This window comes from Sedimenticola hydrogenitrophicus (assembly GCF_025175675.1).
Lineage (GTDB): Bacteria > Pseudomonadota > Gammaproteobacteria > Chromatiales > Chromatiaceae > Sedimenticola > Sedimenticola hydrogenitrophicus.
In genome coordinates this window covers 1-25181 of record NZ_JANIOA010000033.1, presented here as the reverse complement: position 1 = coordinate 25181, position 25181 = coordinate 1, and the positions used below count along the sequence as shown (strand labels likewise).

Annotated in this window: 22 protein-coding genes, 2 tRNA genes and 1 pseudogene; 17 read left to right on the top strand and 8 right to left on the bottom strand. The window is 62.3% G+C overall.

Going from position 1 to position 25181, the window contains the following annotated elements; all coding sequences use genetic code 11:
* The first annotated feature begins 24 nt into the window (after nucleotides 1-24).
* Both NPX02_RS16000 and NPX02_RS15995 read left to right on the top strand, forming a co-directional pair.
* Nucleotides 25-594: a hemerythrin domain-containing protein gene (locus NPX02_RS16000; protein ID WP_260294784.1), complete on the top strand. Its 570-nt coding sequence runs from the start codon at nucleotides 25-27 to the stop codon at nucleotides 592-594.
* 201 nt (nucleotides 595-795) lie between these two features.
* A complete protein-coding gene (locus tag NPX02_RS15995; RefSeq protein ID WP_260294783.1) occupies nucleotides 796-2067 on the top strand; it encodes an NAD(P)/FAD-dependent oxidoreductase in 1272 nt (423 codons plus the stop codon).
* A 290-nt stretch (nucleotides 2068-2357) separates the two neighbouring features.
* Here the strand turns inward: NPX02_RS15995 and NPX02_RS15990 are convergent, their stop codons facing one another.
* Nucleotides 2358-3536 (bottom strand): methyl-accepting chemotaxis protein, encoded by a 1179-nt coding sequence (locus tag NPX02_RS15990; RefSeq protein ID WP_260294782.1) that lies wholly within the window; start codon nucleotides 3534-3536, stop codon nucleotides 2358-2360.
* A 124-nt stretch (nucleotides 3537-3660) separates the two neighbouring features.
* Nucleotides 3661-4680, bottom strand: coding sequence for a ferrochelatase (gene hemH, locus NPX02_RS15985; protein WP_260294781.1), 1020 nt, complete (start codon nucleotides 4678-4680; stop codon nucleotides 3661-3663).
* A gap of 486 nt (nucleotides 4681-5166) precedes the next feature.
* On the opposite strand from hemH, the gene xerD reads away from it, so the two are divergent.
* The 5 genes from xerD (at nucleotide 5167) to NPX02_RS15960 (ending at nucleotide 9073) form a co-directional block, all read left to right on the top strand.
* Nucleotides 5167-6069 carry a site-specific tyrosine recombinase XerD gene (gene xerD, locus NPX02_RS15980; RefSeq protein ID WP_260294779.1) on the top strand — a complete coding sequence of 301 codons (903 nt, stop codon included), beginning with the start codon at nucleotides 5167-5169 and terminating at the stop codon, nucleotides 6067-6069.
* A gap of 47 nt (nucleotides 6070-6116) precedes the next feature.
* Nucleotides 6117-6599 (top strand): YajQ family cyclic di-GMP-binding protein, encoded by a 483-nt coding sequence (locus NPX02_RS15975; RefSeq protein ID WP_260294778.1) that lies wholly within the window; start codon nucleotides 6117-6119, stop codon nucleotides 6597-6599.
* A 1-nt stretch (nucleotide 6600) separates the two neighbouring features.
* A complete protein-coding gene (locus NPX02_RS15970; RefSeq protein ID WP_260294777.1) occupies nucleotides 6601-7356 on the top strand; it encodes a DsbC family protein in 756 nt (251 codons plus the stop codon).
* Nucleotides 7357-7623: 267 nt separating this feature from the next.
* Nucleotides 7624-8373, top strand: a complete 750-nt coding sequence (locus tag NPX02_RS15965; protein ID WP_260294776.1) for a PP2C family protein-serine/threonine phosphatase — start codon at nucleotides 7624-7626, stop codon at nucleotides 8371-8373.
* 37 nt (nucleotides 8374-8410) lie between these two features.
* Nucleotides 8411-9073: an FHA domain-containing protein gene (locus NPX02_RS15960; protein WP_260294775.1), complete on the top strand. Its 663-nt coding sequence runs from the start codon at nucleotides 8411-8413 to the stop codon at nucleotides 9071-9073.
* 62 nt (nucleotides 9074-9135) lie between these two features.
* Here the strand turns inward: NPX02_RS15960 and mutS are convergent, their stop codons facing one another.
* A complete protein-coding gene (gene mutS, locus NPX02_RS15955) occupies nucleotides 9136-11718 on the bottom strand; it encodes a DNA mismatch repair protein MutS (protein ID WP_260294774.1) in 2583 nt (860 codons plus the stop codon).
* Nucleotides 11719-11760: 42 nt separating this feature from the next.
* The gene (locus NPX02_RS15950) at nucleotides 11761-12033 is read right to left on the bottom strand and encodes a cupin domain-containing protein (RefSeq protein WP_260294773.1); all 273 of its coding nucleotides are present in this window, start codon (nucleotides 12031-12033) and stop codon (nucleotides 11761-11763) included.
* Between the two features lie 139 nt (nucleotides 12034-12172).
* Between NPX02_RS15950 and pncC the strand changes: the two genes are divergently transcribed.
* A complete protein-coding gene (pncC, locus tag NPX02_RS15945) occupies nucleotides 12173-12655 on the top strand; it encodes a nicotinamide-nucleotide amidase (protein WP_260294772.1) in 483 nt (160 codons plus the stop codon).
* Between the two features lie 213 nt (nucleotides 12656-12868).
* On the opposite strand, the gene NPX02_RS15940 is transcribed toward pncC, so the two are convergent.
* A complete protein-coding gene (locus NPX02_RS15940) occupies nucleotides 12869-14170 on the bottom strand; it encodes a DUF3422 family protein (protein ID WP_260294771.1) in 1302 nt (433 codons plus the stop codon).
* Nucleotides 14171-14374: 204 nt separating this feature from the next.
* Here NPX02_RS15940 and recA point away from each other — a divergent pair, with 204 nt between their 5' ends.
* Both recA and NPX02_RS15930 read left to right on the top strand, forming a co-directional pair.
* Entirely contained in the window at nucleotides 14375-15409 is a 1035-nt protein-coding gene (gene recA, locus NPX02_RS15935; protein ID WP_260294770.1) for a recombinase RecA, read from the top strand.
* A 1-nt stretch (nucleotide 15410) separates the two neighbouring features.
* Nucleotides 15411-15905, top strand: coding sequence for a regulatory protein RecX (locus tag NPX02_RS15930; protein ID WP_260294769.1), 495 nt, complete (start codon nucleotides 15411-15413; stop codon nucleotides 15903-15905).
* Nucleotides 15906-16128: 223 nt separating this feature from the next.
* Here the strand turns inward: NPX02_RS15930 and NPX02_RS15925 are convergent, their stop codons facing one another.
* Entirely contained in the window at nucleotides 16129-16647 is a 519-nt protein-coding gene (locus NPX02_RS15925; protein WP_260294768.1) for an FKBP-type peptidyl-prolyl cis-trans isomerase, read from the bottom strand.
* 218 nt (nucleotides 16648-16865) lie between these two features.
* On the opposite strand from NPX02_RS15925, the gene alaS reads away from it, so the two are divergent.
* The 5 genes from alaS to NPX02_RS15900 all read left to right on the top strand — a co-directional run bounded on the left by alaS (nucleotide 16866) and on the right by NPX02_RS15900 (nucleotide 21800).
* Nucleotides 16866-19472, top strand: coding sequence for an alanine--tRNA ligase (alaS, locus tag NPX02_RS15920; RefSeq protein WP_260294767.1), 2607 nt, complete (start codon nucleotides 16866-16868; stop codon nucleotides 19470-19472).
* 120 nt (nucleotides 19473-19592) lie between these two features.
* Nucleotides 19593-20825, top strand: coding sequence for an aspartate kinase (locus NPX02_RS15915; protein ID WP_260294766.1), 1233 nt, complete (start codon nucleotides 19593-19595; stop codon nucleotides 20823-20825).
* A gap of 246 nt (nucleotides 20826-21071) precedes the next feature.
* Nucleotides 21072-21269, top strand: a complete 198-nt coding sequence (gene csrA / locus NPX02_RS15910) for a carbon storage regulator CsrA (RefSeq protein ID WP_260294765.1) — start codon at nucleotides 21072-21074, stop codon at nucleotides 21267-21269.
* Nucleotides 21270-21565: 296 nt separating this feature from the next.
* Nucleotides 21566-21656 (top strand) — tRNA-Ser (locus NPX02_RS15905).
* Nucleotides 21657-21723: 67 nt separating this feature from the next.
* Nucleotides 21724-21800, top strand: a tRNA-Arg gene (locus NPX02_RS15900).
* A gap of 185 nt (nucleotides 21801-21985) precedes the next feature.
* On the opposite strand, the gene NPX02_RS15895 is transcribed toward NPX02_RS15900, so the two are convergent.
* Nucleotides 21986-23233 (bottom strand): type II toxin-antitoxin system HipA family toxin, encoded by a 1248-nt coding sequence (locus tag NPX02_RS15895; protein ID WP_260294764.1) that lies wholly within the window; start codon nucleotides 23231-23233, stop codon nucleotides 21986-21988.
* Nucleotides 23230-23514: a helix-turn-helix domain-containing protein gene (locus NPX02_RS15890; RefSeq protein WP_260294763.1), complete on the bottom strand. Its 285-nt coding sequence runs from the start codon at nucleotides 23512-23514 to the stop codon at nucleotides 23230-23232. Before NPX02_RS15890 ends, NPX02_RS15895 begins: the two co-directional genes overlap by 4 nt.
* A gap of 365 nt (nucleotides 23515-23879) precedes the next feature.
* Here NPX02_RS15890 and NPX02_RS15885 point away from each other — a divergent pair, with 365 nt between their 5' ends.
* Complete coding sequence (locus NPX02_RS15885) at nucleotides 23880-24146, top strand: type II toxin-antitoxin system Phd/YefM family antitoxin (RefSeq protein WP_260294762.1); 267 nt, start codon at nucleotides 23880-23882, stop codon at nucleotides 24144-24146.
* A gap of 16 nt (nucleotides 24147-24162) precedes the next feature.
* Nucleotides 24163-24447 (top strand): annotated as a pseudogene (locus NPX02_RS15880) (type II toxin-antitoxin system RelE/ParE family toxin); the annotation flags it as partial.
* Nucleotides 24448-25181: the final 734 nt, after the last annotated feature.

The window sequence follows — 25181 nt, the reverse complement described above, 5'->3', positions numbered from 1 at the left end:
TGGCTTGTTATATGGAGGCATCCCATGCATTATCTACTGGAAAAACTACAAAAAGATCATAGGAATTTGGAAAAGATTCTTGATCTGCTGACGTCTCAGCTTGATCATTTTCTGGCGGGTCGCGAGTCGGATTTTGACCTTAAGATCGAACTGTTGGAATACATGGAGGCCTACGCCGACCAGGGACACCATCCGTTGGAGAATGTGATGTTCAGCGCGGCCAAATCCCGGGTGGCTGATCGGGCGGATCTTATGGATCGCCTGATACAGCAGCATCAGGAGCTGGCGCAGCTGACCCGAACCTTCCGCAACTCCCTGGAGAATATCTACCAGGGCGGGGTGATGCCGCGGGACGAGCTGGAGGTGCAGGGACGTGAATTTATTGCCCTGCAACGTCAGCACATCGATCTTGAGGAGCAGGAGGCATTCCCGCTGTTGGATGAAATGCTGGAGGAGCAGGATTGGGCCGGGATCATTGATCAGTCACCCAGTCACGCCGACCCGGTGTTCGACAAGCCCGACAAGATTCGCTTTCAGACCCTGTTTGATTACCTGAGCAGAGCCGGAAAGCAAGGGGCATCACCCGTCGCGTAGGGAAACCTTGCGCGGTATGGGTCACGGCATCGCGGGATGTCAGGATGACTATTTATTATTAGAGAAGGGCTTGCCACCGGGGTCCAGGAGTGGACCCGTGAGGTTCGAGTGCCGGTTTGCAGTCTGTCGGGCTTGACCGACAGATCGCGGAGGCGGGTGGGGAGCATTGTTAACAGCGACGTTCGTTGGGAGGAAGAGAGAATGGCTCATATCGTTGTATTAGGGGCAGGTACCGGGGGCATGCCCTGTGCCTATGAATTGAAAGAGGCCCTGGGCAAGGGGCACCAGGTCACGGTAGTCAACGAACGGGAGGAGTTTCAGTTCACCCCCTCCAATCCCTGGGTGGCGGTGGGCTGGCGCGACCGGGCCAGCGTCACATTTGACATACGTCCTCACCTGGAACGCAAAGGCATCAGCTTTATCGCCAAACGCTGTAGCAAGATCGATGCGCAAGGCAATACGCTCGAAATGGAAGATGGCGAAGTGGTCAGCTACGACTACCTGGTCATCGCCACCGGCCCGAAGCTGTTTTTCGAAGAGGTGGAAGGCGCTGGTCCGGCGATCGGCAATACCCAGTCGATCTGTACCGTGGATCACGCCCTGGGCGCCTACGATGCCTATCAGCAGTTGCTCGAAAATCCCGGACACGTGGTCATCGGCGCCATGCCCTTTGCCAGCTGTTTCGGACCCGCCTACGAGTTCGCCTTCATCATGGATGCCGATCTGCGCAAGCGCAAGATCCGCGACAAGGTACCCATGACCTATGTGACCTCCGAGCCCTATATCGGCCATCTGGGGCTGGGCGGTGTGGGCGATTCCAAGGGCTTCCTGGAGTCCGATCTGCGTGCCCACCACATCAACTGGATCACCAACGCCAAGGTGACCAAGGTGGAAGCGGGCAAGATGCATGTCGAGCAGTACGATGACAGCGGTCACCTGATCAAGAATCACGAGCTGGATTTCAAATATTCGATGATGCTGCCGGCCTTCAAGGGGGTGGATGCGGTCGCCAATGTAGAGGGGCTGTGCAATCCGCGCGGTTTCGTCTTTGTCGACAGCCATCAGCGCAACCCGACCTTCCCGAATATCTTCTCCGCCGGGGTCTGCATCGCCATTCCCCCGGTCGAGGCGACGGCGGTGCCGACCGGTGCGCCCAAGACCGGTTATATGATCGAGTCCATGGTCACCGCTATCGTGCACAATATTGCCGACGATATCGCCGGACGCGAACTCTCCACCAACGCCACCTGGAACGCCATCTGTCTGGCCGACATGGGGGATACCGGTGCCGCCTTCGTGGCCCTGCCGCAGATCCCGCCGCGCAACGTCGCCTGGTTCAAGAAGGGCAAATGGGTGCACATGGCCAAGATCGCCTTCGAGAAGTACTTCATCCGCAAGATGAAGAAGGGGACCACGGAACCGATTTACGAGAAGTACATCCTCAAGATGTTGGGCATCGGCAAGTTGAAATAACGACTGCCTCCGACAAAAAAAGCCCGGCTAACCGCCGGGCTTTTTTTGTCCAGGGATGGATTTATGCCGCGGAGGCCACCCTGTTTCAAGACAACCCGTAGGGACAACCCCCCGTGGTTACCCTTGGGGCAGTTTGGTGGTCGATTTGGGCAGGCACGGGGGCCTGCCCCTATGGCGCGGAGGCCACCCTGTTTCAAGACAACCCGTGGGGTAACCCCCCGTGGTTGCCCTTGGGGCGGTTTGGTGCGCGGCCCGGGCAGGCACGGGGGCCTGCCCCTGCATCCGGCTGATCAGTGTCGGAACTGCTCCAGCATGTGACGCAGTTCGTGGGCCTGATGGCTCAGGTTGTTGCTGGATTCGGCAACCATTACGGCGCCCTGGGTGGTGTCCTGGACGGATTCGTCGATACGCCCCATGTGCGCCTTTAGCGTGTCGACCAGGGCATTCTGGGAAGCGGTGGCGCCGGACAGGCCGTTGCTGATCCGTGTCACCGAGGCGATGGCGCCGGCGATCTCCGCCAGCAGTTCCGCTGCCCGCTCGAAGTGCTCCTCGGTCTGCATCCCCCGACTCCGCGCGTTGTCCATCATGGTTACGGCCGAACGGGAACCGGACTGCAACTGACCGATGATCTTCTCGATCTCTTCGGTGGACTCCTGGGTGCGGGTCGCAAGGGTGCGTACCTCGTCGGCCACCACGGCGAAGCCACGCCCCTGCTCGCCCGCCCGGGCCGCCTCGATGGCGGCATTCAACGCCAGCAGGTTGGTTTGTTCGGCGATGTTGCGGATGACATCCATCACCATGCCGATGCTGGCGCTTTTCTCATCCAGTTGACCGATCACATCACCAGCCTTGTTCATGTCACCGATCAGCCCGGAGATGGAGCCGATCGCCTCGGTGGCGATCAAGGCCCCCTCGCGGGCGAACTGATCCGCCTGGCCGGAGGCGCCGGCCGCTTCAGTTGCCATCTCGGTGACCTGGTGGATCCCGTCGCTGATACCCTCTATGGCCTGCACTGCCTGGCGGCTCTCCGCCTGCTGCCGGGCCGCCTTGTCGCTCTCCCGGTCGGCGATCTCGGCCAGCTGCTGGATATTCTCATCCAGGTTATGGGTGGACTGCCCTATCCGTCCGATCATGTCCCGCAGATTGGCCGCCATCTGGTTGAAGCTGTGGATGATCTCGCCGATCAGGTCATGACTGACCAGGGTGCACTGCTGGCTGATGTCGTTGTTGCTGATCGCCTGGGCCACCTCGGAGATGCGTCTCAAGCGGCGCAGCAGCACCTGTTTGCAGACCCAGTAGTTGGCGATGCCGATGGAGAGGCCGGCAATGATGCAGCCGATGTTGAACCAGAGCTGCATGCCGGGTTTCCATTCCACAAAGAACTGCGCATACAGGGGAAACAGCAGCCCCATGGCCAGACCAAATCCCATATAGGCAATGAACAGCGTACGCAGAATGCTCGGCTTCATGGCGGTTACCTGATTCTTGTTGGTTAACGGATAGCGGCTAACCCCAGGTGACCTTTAATCTTTTGCCATCAATTCTGCTGATGATTAGGATAAGCCCGGCTACCAATAATCTGCCGGGATCGGGCTAGCGGTTACGCCAGTGGTGGCGGCGCACGAGGTCGGCCAGGAAGTCGATGTGGGCGGGGCTGTCGTTCAGTGCGGGAATGTAGTGATACTCCTCACCACCGGCTGACAGGAAGTACTCACGGTTCTCCTCGCCGATCTCCTCCAGGGTCTCCAGGCAGTCGGCCGGAAACCCGGGGCAGAGCACATGGACCCGCTTGATCCCCTCGCTGCCCCACTGTTTCAGGGTCTGGTCGGTATAGGGCTGGAGCCAAGGCTGGCGGCCGACCCGCGACTGGAAGGTAATGGCCCAGCGTTCCGCGGGTAGGTCCAGCGTGGTGGCCAGGCGTTCGGCGGTGGCGCTGCACTCCTCGGCGTAGGGGTCGCCCTGGTCGGTGTAGGACTGGGGCAGGCCGTGGAACGACAGTAGCAGTCGGTCGCAGTCGCCATGTGCCTGGGAAAACGCCCGCACGCTCCCGGCCAGGGCGTCGATGTAGCCGGGGTCGTCATGATAGTGGTTGATGAAGCGGAGTTCGGGCAGCCAGCGCCAGCCCCGCAGCACTCGACTGATCTCGTCGAAGGTGGAGGCGGTGGTGGTGGCGGAGTATTGCGGATAGAGCGGCAGTACCAGGATGCGCCGTGCGTTGGCTTGACGCAGGCTCTCCAGCCCCTCGGCAATGGACGGGGAACCGTAGCGCATCGCCAGTACCACCTTGGTCGGAGCGTCGAGGCATTGATCGAGGGTCTGCTGCAGCGCGGCGGCTATCGACCGCGAGAAGGTGAGCAGGGGGGAGCCCTGCTCGGTCCAGACCTTGCGGTAGGCCGCAGCCGAGCGTTTCGGGCGGATTCGCAGGATGAACCCGTGCAATACCAGCCACCAGAGCGGGCGCGGAACCTCCACCACCCGGGGGTCGCTGAGGAACTCCTGCAGATAGCTTCTGACGTCGGCCACCGCGGGTGAGTCGGGCGTGCCCAGGTTGGTGATCAGGATACCGGTGCAGGGGGGGGTGCTGTTATCGGGGGCCGGTCCGTGAAATCTCATGCGCTGCTTTGGTGGCTGTTGAATGTGCGGCCTATGATCCCCTATTCGCCCGGTGGGGTGCAATGCCTGGTGCGGCGGCCACCTGCCGCGCGGTGTATGATGTGGCCACGGCCGATAACCGCGGCATTGTAAACCACCAGGCCAATCCTCCGGCTGCGCCGGGGGACTCATCAGGTTTGACCTGTGCGTCGGTCAAGCGCCGCTGAATGAAAGAAAGATGGCAGAAGAACTCTCGCCAAGACGCCAAGAACGCAAAGTTTAAAGCAAGGCATCGGTTTTTCTTGGCGTACTTGGCGTCTTTGCGAGAGGATAAATTCTAACGATTCGGGACCGGGAAAGAGCCGTGGGTTCGGAAGGTTGTTCGGTCGTTCTGGACGGCTCATGGTGTGGTGGCGACTTTGGAGCGCTCACGGAATAAGCCCCGGCTTTGTTGGGGGTAGTCAATTGTGGTTTGAATAATCAGAGGGTTATGCCGGGTGGTAGGTTATGTCAGAAGCGGCGGATGACGCGATCATCGAGCGGTTTGCCGATGCGCTGTGGATGGAGCGGGGACTCAGCCGCAATACCCTGGCCGCCTATCAGTCGGATCTGGCCAAACTGGCCGAATGGTTGAGCCGGGAGCGGGGCGCCACCCTGCTGGCGGCACACCGGGAGGATCTGCTGGAGTATCTGGCGGCCCGGGCACGGGCCGGAACCAAGGCGCGCTCCTCGGCGCGCCTGCTCTCCTGTCTGCGCCAGTTCTATCAGCATGCCCTGCGCGAGGGTTGGGTCCGGGTGGACCCGTCGACCCGGATCGACGCGCCCCGGCTGGGACGCCCCCTGCCCAAGTCACTCACCGAACAGGAGGTGGAGGCGCTGCTGGAGGCGCCGGAGACGGAGGACCCGGAAGGGCTGCGGGACCGGGCCATGCTGGAGCTGCTGTACGCCACCGGCCTGCGGGTGTCGGAACTGGTCGAACTGCGCTTTGCCCAGCTCGGTCTGAACCAGGGGCTGGTCCGGGTAATGGGCAAGGGGGGCAAGGAGCGCCTGGTGCCCCTGGGCGACGAGGCGATGGAGTGGCTTACCCGTTTCATCCGCACGGCGCGTTACGATCTGCTCGGCGAGCGGCTCAGCGATGACGTGTTCCCCACCCGGCGCGGTGCCGCCATGACCCGGCAGGCGTTCTGGTACCGGATCAAGAAACACGCCGCGGCGGCCGGGATCCATAAACACCTCTCGCCCCACACCTTGCGCCACGCCTTCGCCACCCACTTGCTGAATCATGGGGCCGACCTGCGGGTGGTGCAGATGCTGCTGGGACACAGCGATCTCTCCACTACCCAGATCTATACCCATGTGGCGCGGGAGCGCCTGAAGAGCATGCACCAGCAGCATCACCCGAGGGCCTGAGTGTGGTAGCCTTTATGGCCCGAGCAACCTAACAGAGGAGTGGCCCCGTGCCATCATTTGATATCGTCTCCGAAGTGGATATCCAGGAGGTCCGCAACGCCGTCGACCAGGCCAAACGCGAAGTGTCCACCCGCTTCGATTTCAAGGGAACCAAGTGCAGCTTCGAGCTGAATGACACCGAGGTCACCCTGAAGGGCCAGCAGGAGTTTCAGCTGCAGCAGATGCTGGATATCCTGCGCCAGAAGATGGTCAAGCGGAAGGTGGATCTCGCCTGCATGGATATCGGGGACCCCGAAACCACGCTAAATGCCGCCACCCAGAAGGTGCTGATCAGGCAGGGCATCGAAGCCGACACGGCGCGCAAGATGGTGAAGTTGATCAAGGGCGCCAAACTCAAGGTGCAGGCGCAGATCCAGGGCGACCAAGTGCGGGTGACCGGCAAGAACCGGGACGATCTGCAGCAGGTGATCGCTCTGTTCAGGGAGGCCGAATTCGACCTGCCCCTCAAGTACATCAATTTCCGCGACTGACATGGTCTGCTGCACGCGCCTGTTCCGCTGGCTGGTCCCGTGGCTGCTGTTGTCCATCTCGACCGCGCCGGGGGCCGCCCCGTCCGGCGATCGGCAGATTGCCCAGGTGCGCCAGAGCCTGGCCCTGCTGCTGCCGGATGTCCTGCCCGACAGCATCCGTCCCACACCGATACCCGGTCTTTTTGAAGTGGTGGTGGGGGCGCGGCTGGTCTATGTGACCGGGGACGGCCGCTACCTGATCGAGGGTGAGATCATCGACCTGGAGCAGCAAAAAAACCTCACCAATCCCCGTCTCAACGAAGTGACCGTGGCGGCCGTCGATGCGATTGGTGAGCAGAACATGCTGATCTTCGAGCCCGCGGGACCGGCCCGCTACAGCGTCACCGTGTTCACCGATATCGACAGCGCCTACAGCCGCAAGCTGCACCAGGAGATCGAGCAATACACCCGCCGGGGGATCCGGGTGCGCTATCTGTTCTACCCCCGGGCCGGGCTGGAGAGCAGTTCCTTCGACAAGGCGGCGGCCGTCTGGTGCTCCCCGGACCGGACTCGGGCACTGCGCGAGGCGATGGCCGGTGAAGCGGTGGAAGCGGCGAGCTGTGTCAATCCGGTCGGAGACCATTGGCGGTTGGGTGGACGTATGGGTATCTCCGGTGCGCCGGTCATCGTGCTGGAGAACGGGGATATGCTGCCGGGCTATGTTTCGGCCGAGCGGCTGTACGAAGTTCTGGGTAAAATACGGCGCTTGAAGCCCTAGAAGTCTATCGGTGAAGCCCGGCGGACACCTGGATCCGGCATGACGGGGGGGCAGGGTGTGTCAACCGTGCCGGATCATCGAAGCTGGATTTTCCGGGTTGCGGAAATGTGCTGTCGTTTACAGATTCTTTCGCCATAGTGGAAGAACATTCAAGGGGAACGGAAAGGCCGCCGATACCCCGGTCAGGAAGGGCCATGGTCATGGAAAGACATTATTACGCTATGAGCGTTATCGGTTGCGGGCCGTGTCAGGATCAGCTTACAAATTATGAATCTAATGTCCATCAGCGCCGTCACCCGTTCCGACAAGGGATGGGTTCGGGAGATTAACGAGGATAACGTGGCGGTGCTCGAGGAGCACGGCCTGGTGGTCCTGGCCGATGGCATGGGGGGGTACAATGCCGGCGAGGTGGCCAGTCAACTGGCGGTCGAAACCATTACCGCCGAGCTGTTGCCACTCTATACTGGTGAATGTGCGGAACCGTCGGAGCGGCACATCCGCGCGGCGATGGAGGTGGCCAATGAGGCGATCCGCTCCGCCGTGCAGTCCGAGCCGGCCTACGAAGGGATGGCCACTACGGTGGTGATGGCCCTGTTTTGCGATCAGCGGGTGCACTACGGGCATGTCGGCGACTCCCGGCTCTACCGCCTGCGCAACGGCCGGCTGGAGCAGTTGACCCGGGATCATTCCATGGTCCAGGCACTGGTGGATGAAGGGATGTTCGACTCCATCGAGGAGGCGCTGGACGCCGGGGTCAAGGGTAATATTCTGCTGCGTGGACTGGGCATCCAGGAGACGGTCGAGGTGGACGTCGCCAGCGCGGCGGTGGAGGCGGACGATCTCTACCTGATCTGCTCGGACGGGCTCAGCAACATGGTGTCGAATCGGGACATGCTGGGCATCCTGCTGGAAGTGGATGGCGATATCGAGCAGGCCGCCGGTCGCCTGCTGCAAACCGCGCTGGATAATGGCGGTCTGGACAATGTGTCACTGGCACTGGTGTGCCCACAATCTTAAGGTGAATAAGGCCCTACATTCATGGTCTGGAGTAACGATGGAAAAGCTGGTTATTAAGAAAGATGATGCGCTGGTGGATGAGGTTCCGATCGATAAGCAGATAGTTACCATCGGGAGGGACGCGGAGTCCGATCTGCAGCTTAATGATCCGTCGGTAAGCCGACACCATGCCACCATCCGCCGCATCTACACCGACCTCTATATCGAGGATCTGGGCAGCACCAATGGCACCCAGCTGAATGGGCGCGCCGTCACCAAGCATGTGCTGAAACCGGGGGACCAGTTGGTAATTGGCAGTTTTCTGCTGGATATGCTGGACGACGTGCCCGAGGGGGCCGCGGACGAGGACCTGGACAAGACGGTGGTGCTCCAGCCCCAGGCGGTTGCCGCTGCCCGTGCCGGTCAGACCCGGCCAGTCAGAAAACTCCAGCCCAAGAGCGCCACCCTGCACTTCATGCGCGGGCCGAACAAGGGGCATCAGGAGAAGATCGACCGCTCACTCTACACCATCGGCAAGCCCGGGGAGAACGTGGCGGTGATCGCACGCCGCCCCCAGGGCTTCTACCTGCTGCACATCGGCGGTTCCAGCTTTCCGCGCATCAATGACAAGGAGATCGACTCCAAGGGCGGCGTGCAGCTGCACGAGGGGGATGTGGTGGAAGTGGGCGAGTATCGGGCGGAGATCTCCTTCGTCCAGTAGCCGGTGCAGCCCACAACCACCGGTAGGTGCACCCCCCATCAATAATGCTGTCGCGACGCGCCTCAATCACACAGCGATTTCAGCCGGTAGAGGGCCTCCAGCGCCTCCCGGGGGGTTAGCTCGTCGGGATCAAGCTGCTGCAGCGCCACCAGGGCGGGTGCAGGAGGCGCCGGCTCGGACTCCGGGGCGAACAGGGAGAGCTGGCTGGTGTGCTGGTCGGTGTGGCGCTGCGCCGCCAGTTCCAGTTCCCGCAGCCGCTGCCCGGCGCGTTTGATGATGGGGCGCGGGACTCCGGCCAGGGCCGCCACCTGCAGGCCGTAACTCTGGTTGGCCGGGCCCTCCCGTACCGCGTGCAGGAAGACGATGGAGTCGCCGTGCTCTACCGCGTCCAGGTGCACGTTGGCGATCCCCGGGTACTCCTCCGGCAGGGTGGTGAGCTCGAAATAGTGGGTGGCGAACAGGGTGAAGGCGCGGATCCGGGTGGCCAGCTCCACGGCGCAGGCCCAGGCCAGGGAGAGGCCGTCGAAGGTACTGGTGCCGCGGCCGATCTCGTCCATCAGCACCAGGCTCTGCTCGCTGGCGTTGTGCAGGATGTTGGCGGTCTCCTCCATCTCCACCATGAAGGTGGAGCGGCCGCCAGCCAGGTCGTCGGAGGCGCCGATGCGCGAGAAGATGCGGTCCACCGGGCCGATGCGCGCCGCCGCCGCGGGCACGAAGCTGCCGGCGTAGGCGAGCAGCACGATCAGCGCGGTCTGGCGCATGTAGGTGGACTTGCCGCCCATGTTGGGGCCGGTGATGATGAGGATGCGCCGCTGCTCGTCGAAGTCGACGCTGTTGGCGACAAAGGGGGCGTCGCTCACCTGCTCCACCACCGGGTGGCGGCCCTCCTCGATGCGGATGCCGGGGGTCTCGTCCAACTGTGGCGGAGTGAGCCGCAGGCTCTCGGCCCGTTCCGCGAAGTTGCCGAGCACATCCAGCGCCGCCAGCGCGGCGGCGCACTGCTGCAGCGGGGCAATGACCGCCTGCAGGGTCTCCAGCAGCGCCTCGTAGAGCAGCTTCTCCCGCGCCAGGGCGCGCTCCCGCGCCGACAGTACCCGGTCCTCGAACTTCTTCAGCTCCGGAGTGATGAAGCGCTCGCTGCCCTTGAGGGTCTGGCGGCGCACATAGTCGTCGGGGACCTCCTCGGACTTGCTGCGGTTGATCTCGATGTAGTAGCCGTGCACCCGGTTGTAGCTCACTTTCAGGTTGGCGATGCCGGTGCGTGCCCGCTCCCGGCTCTCCAGGTCGAGCAGGAACTGGTCGGCGTTCTGGGACAGATCGCGCAGCTCGTCCAGTTCCCCGTCGTAACCTTCGGCCAGCACCCCGCCGTCGCGGATCAGCATCGGCGGCTGCTCGATGACGGCGCGCTGCAACAGCCCGACGGTGTCGGGATGGGTGCCGCACTCGCCGGCCAGCCACCGCAGCAGCGGGGCGTCCAGACTGGCCAACAGGGATTGCAGGGCCGGCAGCTGGGCCAGTGAGTCGCGCAGGGTCGCCAGGTCGCGCGGCCGTGCGCTCTTCAGCGCCACCCGGGCGAGAATACGTTCGATATCGCCGATGCCCTGCAGGCACTCGCGCAGGGCGGGAAACGCCTGCTGTTGCAACAGCAGGCCGATGGCGTCGTGGCGCTCCCGCACCTGGCCGATGTCGCGTAGCGGGCGGTTGATCCAGCGCCGCAGCAGGCGACTGCCCATGGGGGTGGTGGTGCGATCGAGGATGCCCGCCAGGGTGTGCTGGTTCTGGCCGCTGAGGCTGTGGTCCAGCTCCAGGTTGCGGCGGGTGGCGGCGTCGATGATGATCGCCTCCTCGCGCCGCTCCACCGAGAGCCCGCGCAGGTGGGGCAGGGCGCTCTGCTGGGTGTCCTTCACGTACTGCAGCAGGCAGCCGGCGGCGCCGATGGCCAGCGGCAGGTCGGCGCAGCCGAAGCCGCCCAGGTCGCGGGTGCCGAACTGGCGGGTCAGCAGCCGTTCCGCGCTCTCCCGGTCGAAGTGCCAGGCTGGGCGGGTGGTGGTGCCGTGCTTGGTGCCGCCTGGGGCGCTGATCCCTCCGGGCAGGGCATAATCCTCCATCAGCAGCAGCTCCGCCGGACGCAGCCGCTCCAGTTCGCCGGCCAGCGCCTCGGCCCCCCGCAACTGCTGCACCACGAAGCGGCCGCTGCTCAGATCGAGGATGGCGAGACCGAAGTGGTCGCCCTGTTCGAAAAGGGCCGCCAGCAGGTTGTCGCGCCGCTCCTCGAGCAGGGCGTCGTCGGTCACGGTGCCGGGGGTGACGATGCGTTGTACCTTGCGCTCCACCGGCCCCTTGCTGGTGGCCGGATCGCCCACCTGCTCGCAGATCGCCACCGACTCGCCCTGTTTGACCAGCTTGGCCAGATAGCCCTCGGCGGCGTGGTAGGGGATGCCGGCCATGGGGATCGGCTGGCCTGCCGACTGGCCGCGTTTTGTCAGGGTGATGTTGAGCAGCCGCGCGGCCCGCTCCGCGTCGCCATAGAAGAGTTCATAGAAATCCCCCATGCGATAGAACACCAGCATGTCCGGGTAGTCTGCCTTGATGCGCAGGTACTGCTGCATCATTGGGGTGTGGGCGGGGCTGGCGGTGTGGTTCATGGCGCTGTGCGGTGGTCGTTGTCCAGTTTGTCGGGTATGGGTTTATTCAAAGCTGTAGTGTTTCTCGACCGGCTTGAGGATCTTCCAGGTGCAGGAGAGGCCGGCCGGAAAGGTGACCAGATCGCCGCGGCCGAAGCTCTCTGGCTGGCCGCCGTCGGGGGTCACCTCCACCTGGCCGCGCAGGAAGTAGCAGACCTCGGTGCGCTCATATTGCCAGGGAAACTCGGAGATCTCCTTCTCCCAGATGGGCCACTCGAAGACGCCGAGGATCTCCAGCTTGGCCGGCGAGGCCTTGTGTTCACAGAGGATTTGCATAGCAGCTTCCGGGTTGATGCTTCAGGGCCGCACAGTGTAGCCGAAATCGGCCGGACGGTCAGGCCCGATCTGGCAAAAGGGACGCCGGCGGGTGTTGTGTGGCTTGCGCCGGCCCGGGTGAACCCAGATACTGTCCGCTATGAATAATGAACTGGAACAACCGGCCCGTGAACTGGCCGCCCGGCTGCTGGACAGGAAGCTGAAACTGGCCGCCGCCGAGTCCTGTACCGGCGGCTGGATCGCCAAGGTACTGACCGATATCGCCGGCAGCAGCGACTGGTTCGAGCGCGGCTTCGTTACCTACAGCAACCCGGCCAAGCAGGAGATGCTGGGGGTGCGGGCAGAGACCCTGGCGGCCCACGGTGCCGTCAGCGAGCCGGTGGTGCGGGAGATGGCGGCCGGCGCCCTGGCTCACAGCCGCGCCGAACTGGCGCTCTCGGTTAGCGGTATCGCCGGCCCCGGGGGCAGTACCCCGGAGAAGCCGGTGGGCACTGTCTGGTTTGCCTGGCAGCGCCGGGGCGAGGCGGCGGTCGCCGTCTGTCACCATTTTTCCGGCGACCGGGAGGCGGTGCGTCGGCAGGCGGTGGTGGTGGCGCTACAGGGGGCGCTGGCTCTATTGTAATACGCGCACCCTGTCCGGATTGCAGGTTACGGTTGACGCGCCTACCAACTTGTTCGCGCATGATGCGGTTCGCAGGCTCACCGGCATCCTACGATCTGTGTCCGAATCCCGCCGCCCGGCAAGGACAGAACCCCGGTGCGGCCCCACCATCGTAGGATGCGGTGAGTAACACGAACCGCATCAATGGCTTGACTCCGATCGCACCGGAGTGAATCACCCCTCCGTATGCCCCGCCAGCCGCTTCAGCCGCCGCACCCCGAAGAACACCGCGGCCACCACCAGCGGGATGGCGAGGCCGGTACCCAGTTCGACATTGATGCCGATACCGGCCGACTTGAGCCCCTTCAGGCCATAGCCCACCAGGCCCAGCAGGTAGTAGCTGAGCACCACCACCGAGAGCCCCTCCACTGTCTCCTGCATGCGCAGCTGCAGATGGGCGCGCCGGTCCATGGAGCGGAGCAGGTCCTTGGTCTGTCCCTCCATGCTCACATCGACCCGGGTACGCAGCAGGTTGGAGGCGCGGGCCACCCGGGTGGCCAGGGCCTGGATGCGCTGGTCCACCGAGCGGCAGGTGTGCATGGCCGGCGCCAGCCGCCGCTGCATGAACTCGTGCAGCATCTGCACCCCCTGGATGCGCTCCTCGCGCAACTCGGCCAGGCGCTGCTGGATAATGTCGTCATAGGCGTCGGCGGCGCTGAAGCGGTAGCTGGTGCTGGAGGCGATCTGTTCCACCTGCGCGGCCAGTCCGGTCAATTGGTCCAGCGCGTGGTGTTCGTCCTCCAGGTTGTCGATGTCGACGATCTCGCCGGTCAGACTGGTCAGCGCCTGGTCCAGCTGGCCGAGCTGCTGACCGTACTGCTGGGCCAGCGGGAAGGCGAGCAGGGCCAGCAGACGGTACTGCTCCAGCTCGCACAGGCGCTGCAGCAGGCGCCCGGCCTGGCGGCTGCGCAGGTGATTGTCCTGGATCAGGAAGCGGCTGAAGCAGTCGGCATGGATATGGAAGTCGGTCCAGACCCGGGCAGCCCCGCCGGCCACCAGCGATCCGGTCACCGTGTTGCTGGCGAACAGGGTGGCCAGCTCCTCGATCTCCTGGTTGGGGTAGGTTTGGGGGGCCAGGGCCAGGTGGGTCGCGGTCAGGAGTTTACCCGGCAACTGCGCCAGCCAGTCGGTCGGCACCCGGTTGATGGCGGTCTCCTGAAACGGCTGCTCAAACGGGGCGTTGTGAAAAAAGGTGTAGCTGGAGAATTCGCTGTGGCGCTCCCACTTCAACCGGAACACCCCCAAGTCGGCGCTGTGGTGGCGTGCGGAGGGGGATGGCGGCGCCACCCGGAAGCGCTCGCACAGCGCCGCGATCATCTCCCGCTCTTGCGGCAGCAGGCTCTCGTCCGAGAGGATCGCCAGATGGCTCGCCTGCACCGGGGCGGTCAGCTGTTCATAGGGGCGGGCGTGGACTTCGCTGGCCAGCTGGTTGCGTAACGGATAGTTGGCGATGCCGGCGGTCTCTCCTGATAACATGCACGGATTCCTGAGTTAGTGGCGAAAGGCGAAAAGATACACCGGACCGATTGTACCTGTAATTCCCGCCGGGGGGTCCCGGCTGATGGAGTAATAAATTCTGAACGGACTCATGACTTGAGCCTGCCGCTGTGTAATAATGGAGAACATCAGTAGAACTTAATGGGTGGCGGGATGTCGCCTACAGTCAAACCGGGGGAAGCAATGGACGAAAATCGCAAGAAGGCTTTGGGTGCCGCACTGAGTCAGATCGAGAAACAGTTCGGCAAGGGTGCGGTGATGCGCATGGGTGACGGTACGGCGCTCAAAAACATCGAGGTGATCTCCACCGGATCGATCAATCTGGATATCGCGCTCGGGGTCGGGGGTGTGCCCAAGGGGCGGGTGATCGAGATCTACGGTCCGGAATCCTCGGGCAAGACCACCCTCACCCTGCATGTGGTGGCGGAGGCCCAGAAACTGGGCGGCACGGCGGCCTTTGTCGATGCCGAGCACGCCCTGGATCCCCAGTATGCCGAGAAGCTGGGGGTCAACGTGGATGAGCTGCTGGTCTCCCAGCCCGATACCGGCGAGCAGGCGCTGGAGATTACCGACATGCTGGTGCGCTCCGGCGCGGTGGACGTGGTGGTGGTCGATTCGGTGGCGGCACTGACCCCCAAGGCGGAGATCGAGGGCGACATGGGCGACATCCACGTCGGCCTGCAGGCGCGCCTGATGTCCCAGGCGTTGCGCAAACTGACGGCCAATATCAAGCGTTCCAACTGCGTGGTCATCTTCATCAACCAGATCCGCATGAAGATCGGCGTGATGTTCGGCAACCCGGAGACCACCACCGGTGGTAACGCCCTCAAGTTCTACTCCTCGGTGCGCCTGGATATCCGTCGTACCGGCGCCATCAAGAAGGGCGACGAGGTGATCGGCAACGAGACCAAGGTCAAGGTGGTGAAGAACAAGGTGGCTCCGCCCTTCAAACAGGTCAACTTCGAGATTCTTTATGGCGAGGGTATCTCCCGCGAGGGCGAGCTGATCGATCTGGGTGTGCAGTACGGGCTGGTGGAGAAATCCGGCGCCTGGTACAGCTACAACGGTGACCGTATCGGCCAGGGCAAGGACAATGTGCGCAATTTCCTCAAGGAGAACCGGGATATCGCCCAGCACCTGGAGGATCAGATCCGCGCGCAGGCCTTCCCCAAACCCGAGGTGAAGTCGGATGAGGCCGAGGCCGGCATCGAGGTCTGAGGTGCCCGAGAGCATGGAGCAGGCCCGGGTGGATCGGGCGCGGGCGGAGCTGGAGCAGGCGGCCCTCCGCCTGCTCGCGATCCGGGAGCACAGCCGGGTTGAACTGCGCAGGAAGCTGCAGTCCCGATGTGAAACCTCGGCATTGCTGGAGCGGGTGCTGGACGGGCTGGAGCTGCAGGGGTACCTGAGCGACGCCCGTTTCGTCGAGCAGTATGTCAGCAGCCGTAAACAGAAGGGATTCGGACCCGTCAGGATCAGACAGGAGCTGCAGGAGCGGGGTGTGGCATCCACCCTGATCGATCCCCAGACCGATCCCCGGGACGACGAGTGGCGGGATCAGATGCGTGCCTGCTGCCGCCGCAAATTTGGCGACTCCCCGCCGGCCGATTTCAAGGAGCAGGCCAGGCGCGCCCGTTTTCTCGAATACCGCGGTTTCCCCAGCGAACTGATTCGCGACTTCCTGTGGAATAACCCGGACACCGGCTTCGCGCCGTAGTCGACTACTATCCGGCCGGTTATTCGAGGATGTGGCCTGCGTCTCCACTTCCTGACGTTAGTGCAAAACCCTACCCATAGGCAGGGCGATGCCCGCCGACCGGGCAGGGTCGTACATCGATGACTGTGCCCACGGGCGACCGAATACCGGAACTTGTTCTTGCGCGAGCCATTAGCGGCGGGAGGGGCGCTTGTGGAAGCCGCGGCTTTACCGGAGGTGTCAGCTACTTCAGCTCGACGATGACGCTCTTCTTCTGCTCCTTCTCGTAGATCTCGTCCATGTCCTGGACCTGGCCGCTGGCCAGCTCCTCGGCGATGGCGTCGCGCACCTCGACGATCACCACGTCCATCTGGATGGTAACGCCGGCCAGCGGCGGATTGGCGTCCACCACCACGCTCTCGTCGTCCACCTTGACCACGGTGACCACCACCTCGGTGTCGTCGCGGAGGGTCTTGAAGCGGCGTCCGACGGCGATCTCCCCCTCGAGCTTGAACTTGTCCCGCGGGATCACCTTGACCAGGCGCTCGTCGGTGGCGCCGTAAGCCTGCTCCGGGGTCAGGGTGAGCTGCAACCGCTCGCCGATGGACCGGCCATCCAGCGCCTCCTCCAGGGCGGGGAATACCGTCCCCCGACCGTGGATGAAGGAAACGGTCTCACCGTTGTCCGAGGTGTCCAGCAGATTGCCCAGCTGGTCGGTCATGGTGTATTCGATGGTCACTACCTTGTCGTTGCTGATCTGCATCTTCTGCTACCGGGGTCTGCTGAAAGGGCCGCACATCTTACGGCGGATCGGGCGGATGTCCAAGTCGCGGGTTTCGGCGGGCAGGCACTTCATCGGGTGGCCTGGCGGCGGCCGGGGCCATTTGTTCTCCCCGGGCGATTTCCGTAGAATTGCAGGTGACAACGCCCGTCGTTCTGCCTAATATCCACCATTTCGTTCAATCACAAAGTCTAGCCTGTATGAAGACCAGCGCCGAATTACGCACCGCCTTCCTGAACTTCTTTATCGAGAAGGGACATACGGAGGTTCCCAGCAGCTCGCTGGTGCCCCATGACGACCCCACGCTGCTGTTTACCAATGCCGGCATGGTGCAGTTCAAGGACACCTTCCTGGGACGGGAGAAGCGCGACTATGTGCGCGCCACCACTTCCCAGCGCTGCGTGCGCGCCGGCGGCAAACACAACGACCTGGAAAATGTCGGCTACACCGCGCGGCATCACACCTTTTTCGAGATGCTGGGCAACTTCAGCTTCGGCGACTACTTCAAGCGCGAGGCGATTCAGTACGCCTGGGAGTTCCTCACCGAGGTGCTGGGCCTGCCGGAAGAGAAGCTCTGGGTAACGGTGTTCGAGGAGGACCAGGAGGCCGAGGATATCTGGCTCAAGGAGATGAAGGTCGACCCGGGCCGCTTCTCCCGTTGCGGCGCCAAGGACAACTTCTGGTCCATGGGCGATACCGGCCCCTGCGGGCCCTGTTCGGAGATCTTCTACGACCACGGCCCGGAGGTGTGGGGCGGACCTCCCGGCTCCCCGGAAGAGGACGGCGACCGCTATATCGAGATCTGGAATCTGGTGTTCATGCAGTTCAACCGCGACCAGTCCGGCGAGATGACCCCGCTGCCGCGACCCTCGGTGGATACCGGCATGGGCCTGGAGCGGCTGGCGGCGGTGCTGCAGCATGTGCACAGCAACTACGAAATCGACCTGTTCCAGCACCTGATCAAGGCCGCCGCCGAGGCCACCGGCTGCGGCAACCTGGAAGAGAAGTCCCTGCGGGTGGTTGCCGATCACATCCGCTCCTGCGCCTTCCTTATCGTCGACGGCGTGCTGCCCTCCAACGAGGGGCGCGGCTACGTCCTGCGCCGTATCATCCGCCGCGCCATTCGCCACGGTTACATGCTGGGCATGAAACAGCCCTTCTTCCACAAGCTGGTGGAGCCGCTGAGCCAGGAGATGGGCGCGGCCTATCCCGAGCTGCCCAAGGCGGCCGATCAGGTGCGGCGGGTGCTGCGCCTGGAAGAGGAGCGCTTTGCCGAGACCCTGGAACAGGGGATGAAGATCCTCGATCAGACCATCGAATCACTGGCCGGCAAGGAGATCCCGGGCGAGACCGTGTTCAAGCTCTACGATACCTACGGCTTCCCCACCGACCTGACCGCGGATATCGCCCGCGAGCGGGATCTGACCCTGGATATGCCCGGTTTCGAGCTGGCGATGCAGGCGCAGCGGGAACGGGCGCGTGCCGCCAGCCAGTTCGGCGGCGCCCAGAAGGTGGAGATCAATCTCGACGGCGCCACCGAGTTTACCGGCTATGAGCGGCTGGAGAGCAAGGCGACCATCATCGCCCTGTTCCAGGACGGCCAATCGGTCGACACCCTGGGGGATGGCGAGGCGGGGCTAGTGGTGCTGGACCGCACCCCGTTCTATGCCGAGTCAGGCGGTCAGGTGGGTGATGCGGGGGTCCTGGAGTGTGGCGACACCCGCTTCATCGTCACCGACACCCGCAAGCAGGGTGGCGACGTGTTTGTCCACAGTGGCCGTTTCCAGGGCGCCTCGCTCCAGGTCGGCAGCGAGGTGCTGGCCCGGGTCGACGCCGGCAAGCGCGCCGCCACCGCGCTCAACCACTCCGCCACCCACCTGATGCACGCCGCGCTGCAGCGGGTGCTGGGCGAGCATGTCCAACAGAAGGGCTCGCTGGTCAATGCCGAGCGCCTGCGCTTCGACTTCTCCCACTTCGAGCCGGTCAGCCGTGAGCAGCTCCAGGAGATCGAGCGCATGGTCAACGAGCAGATCCGCGAGAACCACACCGTGCAGACCCGCATCATGTCCCTGGAGGATGCCAAGGCGAGCGGCGCGATGGCGCTGTTCGGTGAGAAGTACGGCGACAACGTGCGGGTCTTGCGCATGGGCGACTTCTCCACCGAGCTGTGTGGCGGCACCCACGTCAAGGCGGTGGGCGACATCGGCCTGTTCAAGATTGTCTCGGAAACCGGCATCGCCTCCGGCGTGCGGCGCATCGAGGCGGTGACCGGCGCCGCCGCCCTGCAATGGGTGGAGGCGGACGAGAACCGGCTGCAACGGATCGCCGACCTGGTCAAATCCGGCCGCGACGATGTGGCGGACAAGGTGACCCAACTGGTGGAACGCAGCCGGCGCCTGGAGAAAGAGCTGGAGCAGCTGAAGAGCAAGCTGGCCAGCGCGGCCGGCAGCGACCTGGCCGGCAGCGCCGTCGAAGTGGCGGGCGTCAAGGTACTGGCCGCCAAGCTCGACGGGGTCGATCCCAAGGACCTGCGCGACACCCTGGACCAGCTGAAAAACAAGCTGGGCAGCGCGGTGATCCTGCTGGCGGCAGTCAGTGGCGACAAGGTCAGCCTGGTGGCCGGCGTCACCAAGGACCAGATCCCGACCCTGAAGGCGGGCGAGCTGGTGAAATTCGTCGCCGAACAGGTGGGCGGCAAGGGCGGTGGCCGGCCCGACATGGCCCAGGCCGGCGGCAGCGACCCGGCGGCCCTGCCCGGCGCCCTGGCCTCGGTCGAGGGCTGGGTGCGTGAGGCGCTGGGGCAGTAGACGGCAGCCGCTTACGAAACCGTGGAAACCGCGCATATTTTATTGTTTAATTAGCCCCCTTCGGACGCCCGGCCTTGCGCCGGGCGAGATCATGTAACTGGAAAGCGAGTAGCAGAATCAATGGCCCTTATCGTACAGAAATACGGTGGCACATCGGTCGGCAGCATCGAGCGGATACAGGCGGTGGCCGCAAAGGTCGCGGCGGCACGAAACCATGGCGACCAGGTCGTGGTGGTGGTCTCCGCCATGTCCGGCGAGACCAACCGGCTGATCGCGCTGGCCAAGGCGATCGAGGAACACCCCTCCGCGCGGGAGATGGACGTCCTGGTGTCGACCGGCGAGCAGGTGACCATCGCGTTGCTCTCCATGGCCCTGCACAAGATCGGTTGCCCGGCGAAATCCTACACCGGCGGCCAGGTGCATATCCTCACCGACAGCGCCCACAGCAAGGCACGTATCCAGGATATCGATGATATCAAGGTCAAGGCCGACCTCGACGCCGGTTGCGTGGTGGTGGTGGCCGGGTTCCAGGGCATCGACGAGCAGGGCAGCATCACCACCCTCGGCCGCGGCGGTTCGGATACCACGGCGGTGGCCCTGGCGGCGGCGCTGAAGGCCGACGAGTGCCAGATCTTCACCGATGTGGACGGGGTCTACACCACCGATCCGCGGGTGGAGCCGAAGGCGCGCCGCATGAGCAAGATATCATTTGAAGAGATGCTGGAGATGGCCAGCCTCGGATCCAAGGTGCTGCAGATCCGGGCGGTCGAATTTGCTGGCAAATACAATGTACCCCTGCGCGTACTCTCGAGTTTCGAAGAGGGCGAGGGAACCCTGATCACCTTTGAGGACAAGGGTATGGAAGACGCAAAAATTTCAGGTATCGCGTTCAACCGCGATGAGGCGAAACTCACCATCCTGGGGGTCCCGGATCAGCCCGGCGTGGCCTACCAGATTCTGGGCCCCATCTCCGATGCCAATATCGAAGTGGACATGATCATCCAGAACATCGGCCAGGACGGGACCACCGACTTCACCTTTACCGTGCATCGCAACGATTACGACAAGGCCGTGTCCATTCTGAACGGGGTGGCAAAGGAGCTGGGTGCGCGGGAGGTGAGCGGTGATAACACCATCGTCAAGATCTCCCTGGTGGGCGTGGGCATGCGCTCACACGCCGGTATCGCCAGCTCCATGTTCGCCGCCCTGTCCAAGGAGGGGATCAATATCCGCATGATCTCCACCTCCGAAATCAAGATCTCGGTGGTGGTCGACGAGAAGTATCTGGAACTGGGGGTCCGTGCCCTGCACGAGGCGTTTGACCTGGCGGCAGAACCGGCAAAGATAGGCTAGAGTCTACCTATATGGACGAGTCGGTTCCCTCTATCAGTGGAAAGGTATTCACACGGCAGTATATACCTTTAATTCCCTTTATTTCTCAATGGGTTAGCTGGTAGAATTCCATCGCTCTTTCACCACATCTCCTGTGGCGCAAGTGCTTGGTTGGCGGCGTTTCTGTGCACTTTCCGGAGGATGGAGTCCTCGGCAGGGTTGGTGTTCGAGACGTCACAGTTGGAAATTTAACAGGGAGATTGGACGATGTTGATCTTGACACGCCGCGTAGGTGAGACTCTGATGATTGGCGACGAAGTGACCGTAACGGTACTGGGCGTCAAAGGTAATCAGGTCCGTATCGGTGTCAATGCCCCACGTGATGTAACGGTGCATCGTGAAGAAATTTACGAGCGCATCAAGCGTGAGCAGCAGACTGACCAGGATATAGTGGACGACGAGTAAAGCGTTTACCCGTACGGGGCCGTTCAGGCCCCGTTGCCTTCATACAAAAGCGTGTGTCCCTGGCTGAGCCATCCGGCCGGACAGGGCAAAAAAACGGCCCTTCAAAAACCGTTTTTAAAGTGAAATTCATAGAAGCAATACGAAAAAAAATGGGTTAGAATACCGCCTCTTTCGAGACAGGGTATCGCCCTGGCTGTTCTGCTCTATCGGGACGGCATCGTAGGGGGTGGTGCGTGGCACCGAATAACACGCGCCCCGCATGGTCCGCAGGACCATTAAATGCGTGAAATGAATCAGGAGAGCTGGCCGAGCGGCTGAAGGCGCGCCCCTGCTAAGGGCGTATACGTTAATAGCGTATCGAGGGTTCGAATCCCTCGCTCTCCGCCATTATCATCGTCAGCTATTTAGTTGACAACGGAGCAAGAAATCTTCAGAATTCGCGCTCCAAAGTTAAGCGCCCGTAGCTCAGTTGGATAGAGTACCTGGCTACGAACCAGGTGGTCGGAGGTTCGAATCCTTCCGGGCGCGCCATATAAACGGAAAGCTCACCCAAAGGGTGGGCTTTTTGTTTATGCGTTGTCGAAAAAGGTTCGAACCTCCGACATTACAGCGGATCCCAATTCTCCGCTACGGCTGCTGTAGGTCAATCCTCAAGGCGCATAATGATGGGGGGTATGGTGGTTACCGTATTCACTTAATCACTGTAACTCCTACCACTACTCGCTACGCCGGCACTGTGTGGAGACCACCTTTTCGATGCGTTGCAGCGCCGGGTAGGCGCCGTAACGAGATTCAAATACCACCCGAACCGTCCCGAGCTTCTCCAGCAAACCCGCTGCGGTCTCACGCACCAGATTATCCATGAATTGCGGCCGCACGTCGCATGCCTGGGCAAGCGCCTTCCAGTGGGCGGGTGTGATCACACTGGGATTGCGCTCACCACCCACATCGAAGGCGAGATGATAGTCGATGCGCGCAATGGCACGGGTACACACCAGATCATAGAACGGCGCCAGACGCGTCGTGTCATCAGGCAGATGCAGCAGAGAGAGGTTTTTGGCGTGGCCGTCCGAGTTGCCCGCCAGCACATTGAAAATCTGCCAGCGCAGCAGGTGTTGCGTGTCGATGGCCGGCTCGCTGGAAACTTCTTGCACCAGACGGTAACACTGGGCGAAGGATGGCCCGCCGTGTTCCTGGTATTTCCTTTCGTGCCCGTAACCCAGGGCCTGACAAAAATCCTCCTGATGCAGCCGCTGCACCTCGCCGTGTTCATCCCATACGCGGTCATAGCGGGTGATCTGCGCATAGCGGGTCTGTCCAATCGACCGCAGGGTGATGTCCACTACCGGCAAACCGATGGCCGCAGCCAGTTGGGTGGTGAAGGTCTCGTAGGCGGGCAGATTGCGGTAGTTGGCCAGCTCGAACTTGAGGATGTGGCTGGAGGGCGCTTCGCCCTGGGGCAGGTAATAGCGATCGTCGCGTAGGAACACCGGGCACTTGTCCTGGGCGCCGGCGAGCGACAGCCGCGGGCGCTCGTCCGCCGGCCAGGACGCATAGCTCTGCCCCCGCCGCGCAGCCAGGTCCGCCAGTTCCTTATCCGTAAGTGCATGATAGTGCCGCTGCTTCGATGGCTGCCTGTCAACGGGCAGGATCGAAAGCGCGCCGGCGCACTCACCACCGATGGCGCGCAGGAGGTCGAAATCGGTATTCGGCAATTTGAGGTCGCGGACGATGTGCTCGCGCACCCCTCCCTCGGGCAACAGATTGGCAAACCAGCGCTGGGCGCTGCCTTCTTCAGGAATGAATTCCCGGGCTGCCAGCGGCAGGGAACGGGAGACCGTAAAGCCGCCGCCCGCGATCCAGTCGGGATCGTAGTGAAAACCCACGGCTCCGACTAGGTTGCGCTGGAGGACACCAACCAAATGTTGCTCATACCAAACATTCAACACATCAGGATCGCTCATGAGATGCCCCCACCGACCTTGCCGGGACCGCTCCGGGCGCCCGCTTGGCCGCGCGGTTGGATAATCACCTCCAGACCCAGCGTGCGCAGCGCCTTCAGGACCTTGCCAATCTCCGCCGTCTCCTTGCCGCGCTCGAACTCCGACAGAAAACGTGTGCTCAAATTGCCGAGGCCGGAGACCGTTTCCAGCGTCAGGTGCCGCTGCTTGCGATGGGTACGCACCAGGCGGCCGAGTTCCTTGGCGGTCTGGACCGTTCCGTAAGTGATGTCATCCTGCGCCATGGCTGCACTCTCAATAAAGATATCGTACGGTAAAAAATAGCACCTTGATCAGCTGGCGGCAATAAAAAGTTATCGTGCGTGATAAATAAAGAGTCGCCATGCGCCAATGCACGAAATATATCACGTACGATAAAAAATAGCTGCACAGGACGCACGATAAGGGGTGGTTACAGGAAGCCGAGTCGTAATAAACGACAGCTCCCCGCCTCGTGCGGGACGTTTTCTTCCTTAATCCTGTTTTGCGCCGAGGCATCACTTCGCACGATGCCTGATCCCCAACCCCATGCTGCATTAAGCGACTGATTTAAAGGCCATGTAACAGGTGCTATTTTGGATATCTATTACAGGTATTTGTGGAGGCAATCATGACTATCAAATTTTCCGAGGATTTGGTTCCCTTGACGGACCTGAAGGTGAACCCGGGACGGGTGGTAAAGCACACCACAGAGGCTCACCGCCCCGTATTGCTGGCCAGCCGGGGCCGAGGTGTTGCCGTGCTACAGTCGGTCACTGATTACGAGAAAGCCGACGAAGAGCAGGCCTTCATGCGCGCAGTGATTGCAGGGCTGGCGGACCTGGAGGCGGGGCGCGAGGTATCCCTCGACGAGGCCATGGCGAGGCTCGGCCTTTAGTCGCTACAAATCCACAGTGGCCATCAGTTTTGCTGAATCCGTACGCCGTGATCTTCAGGTGGTGCGAGCCTGGTATGCCGAGCAAGGGGTGCCTGATGTCGGGGCGAGGCCGGTGGCGGAGGTCTTCCTGTGCGGCCAGACTCTAGTCGACCATCCCGACCTGGACTGGGTGGTGCCAGAATTCGATCAGCCCTTTCTGCGAGAACTCATCCAACCGCCATTTCGCATTGTGTACCGGCGCGATCCCCAGCGGGTGAGGATTGTCCGCGTCTGGCGCAGCGAGCGTCTTCTGCGTATTCCCGCGACTGACCAGGAAGGCCGTCGAGCACGTGAAGATTTGCGGCGTTATCTGAGCGGACGGTCTAAGCCGATCCGAGACATGGGGTGGTTACACTGTAACCACTTCGCATACCTGCCCGCTGCGGCATAGCAGGCGACCGAGGCCAAGTCTTGGATTCTGCTTTTTTTGAAAGAATAAAGTATAGAGTTTTCGTAACTACTCACGGGGTGATTGGCCTACCTTGCCGGCCTCACACGATCGCTTGCCTCCTCGAATCCGGCCCCATTTTCAGCGCCTGCCCAAGCCGCTCCCGGCCATTGCATCCTCGGCTCCGTAAACGGTACATCCCTGTACCACTCCTCTTGGGCTCCGCGGCATAAGTCCATCCCTGGACAAAACTCGCTTCGCTCAAACAAGGGCAGGCCTGAATCTGAAAAAGGGGCCGGATTCGAGGCGCCACCAAGATCGGCCAACAAGGCAGGACAATCACTTACAGACCGGGTGAGTAGTTACGAGTTTTCTTTCAAAAATATGGCCTCATCCTGCGCTTCTCCTCAGGGGAGAAGGGAGGTCCTAAATGGGCAATGCCATGTCGTCGACACTTACGAAGTTTGGAAAGTTATCAAATTACAACAGCTTGTATTCGCGTATGACGATTCTTAGGGCCTGTCAAGAAATAAAGGTCACATCTTGCTGGTCTTTTCGTCCGCCTTCGGCGTTACGGCAAGACTTACATAGAACGACTATGCGCGCCT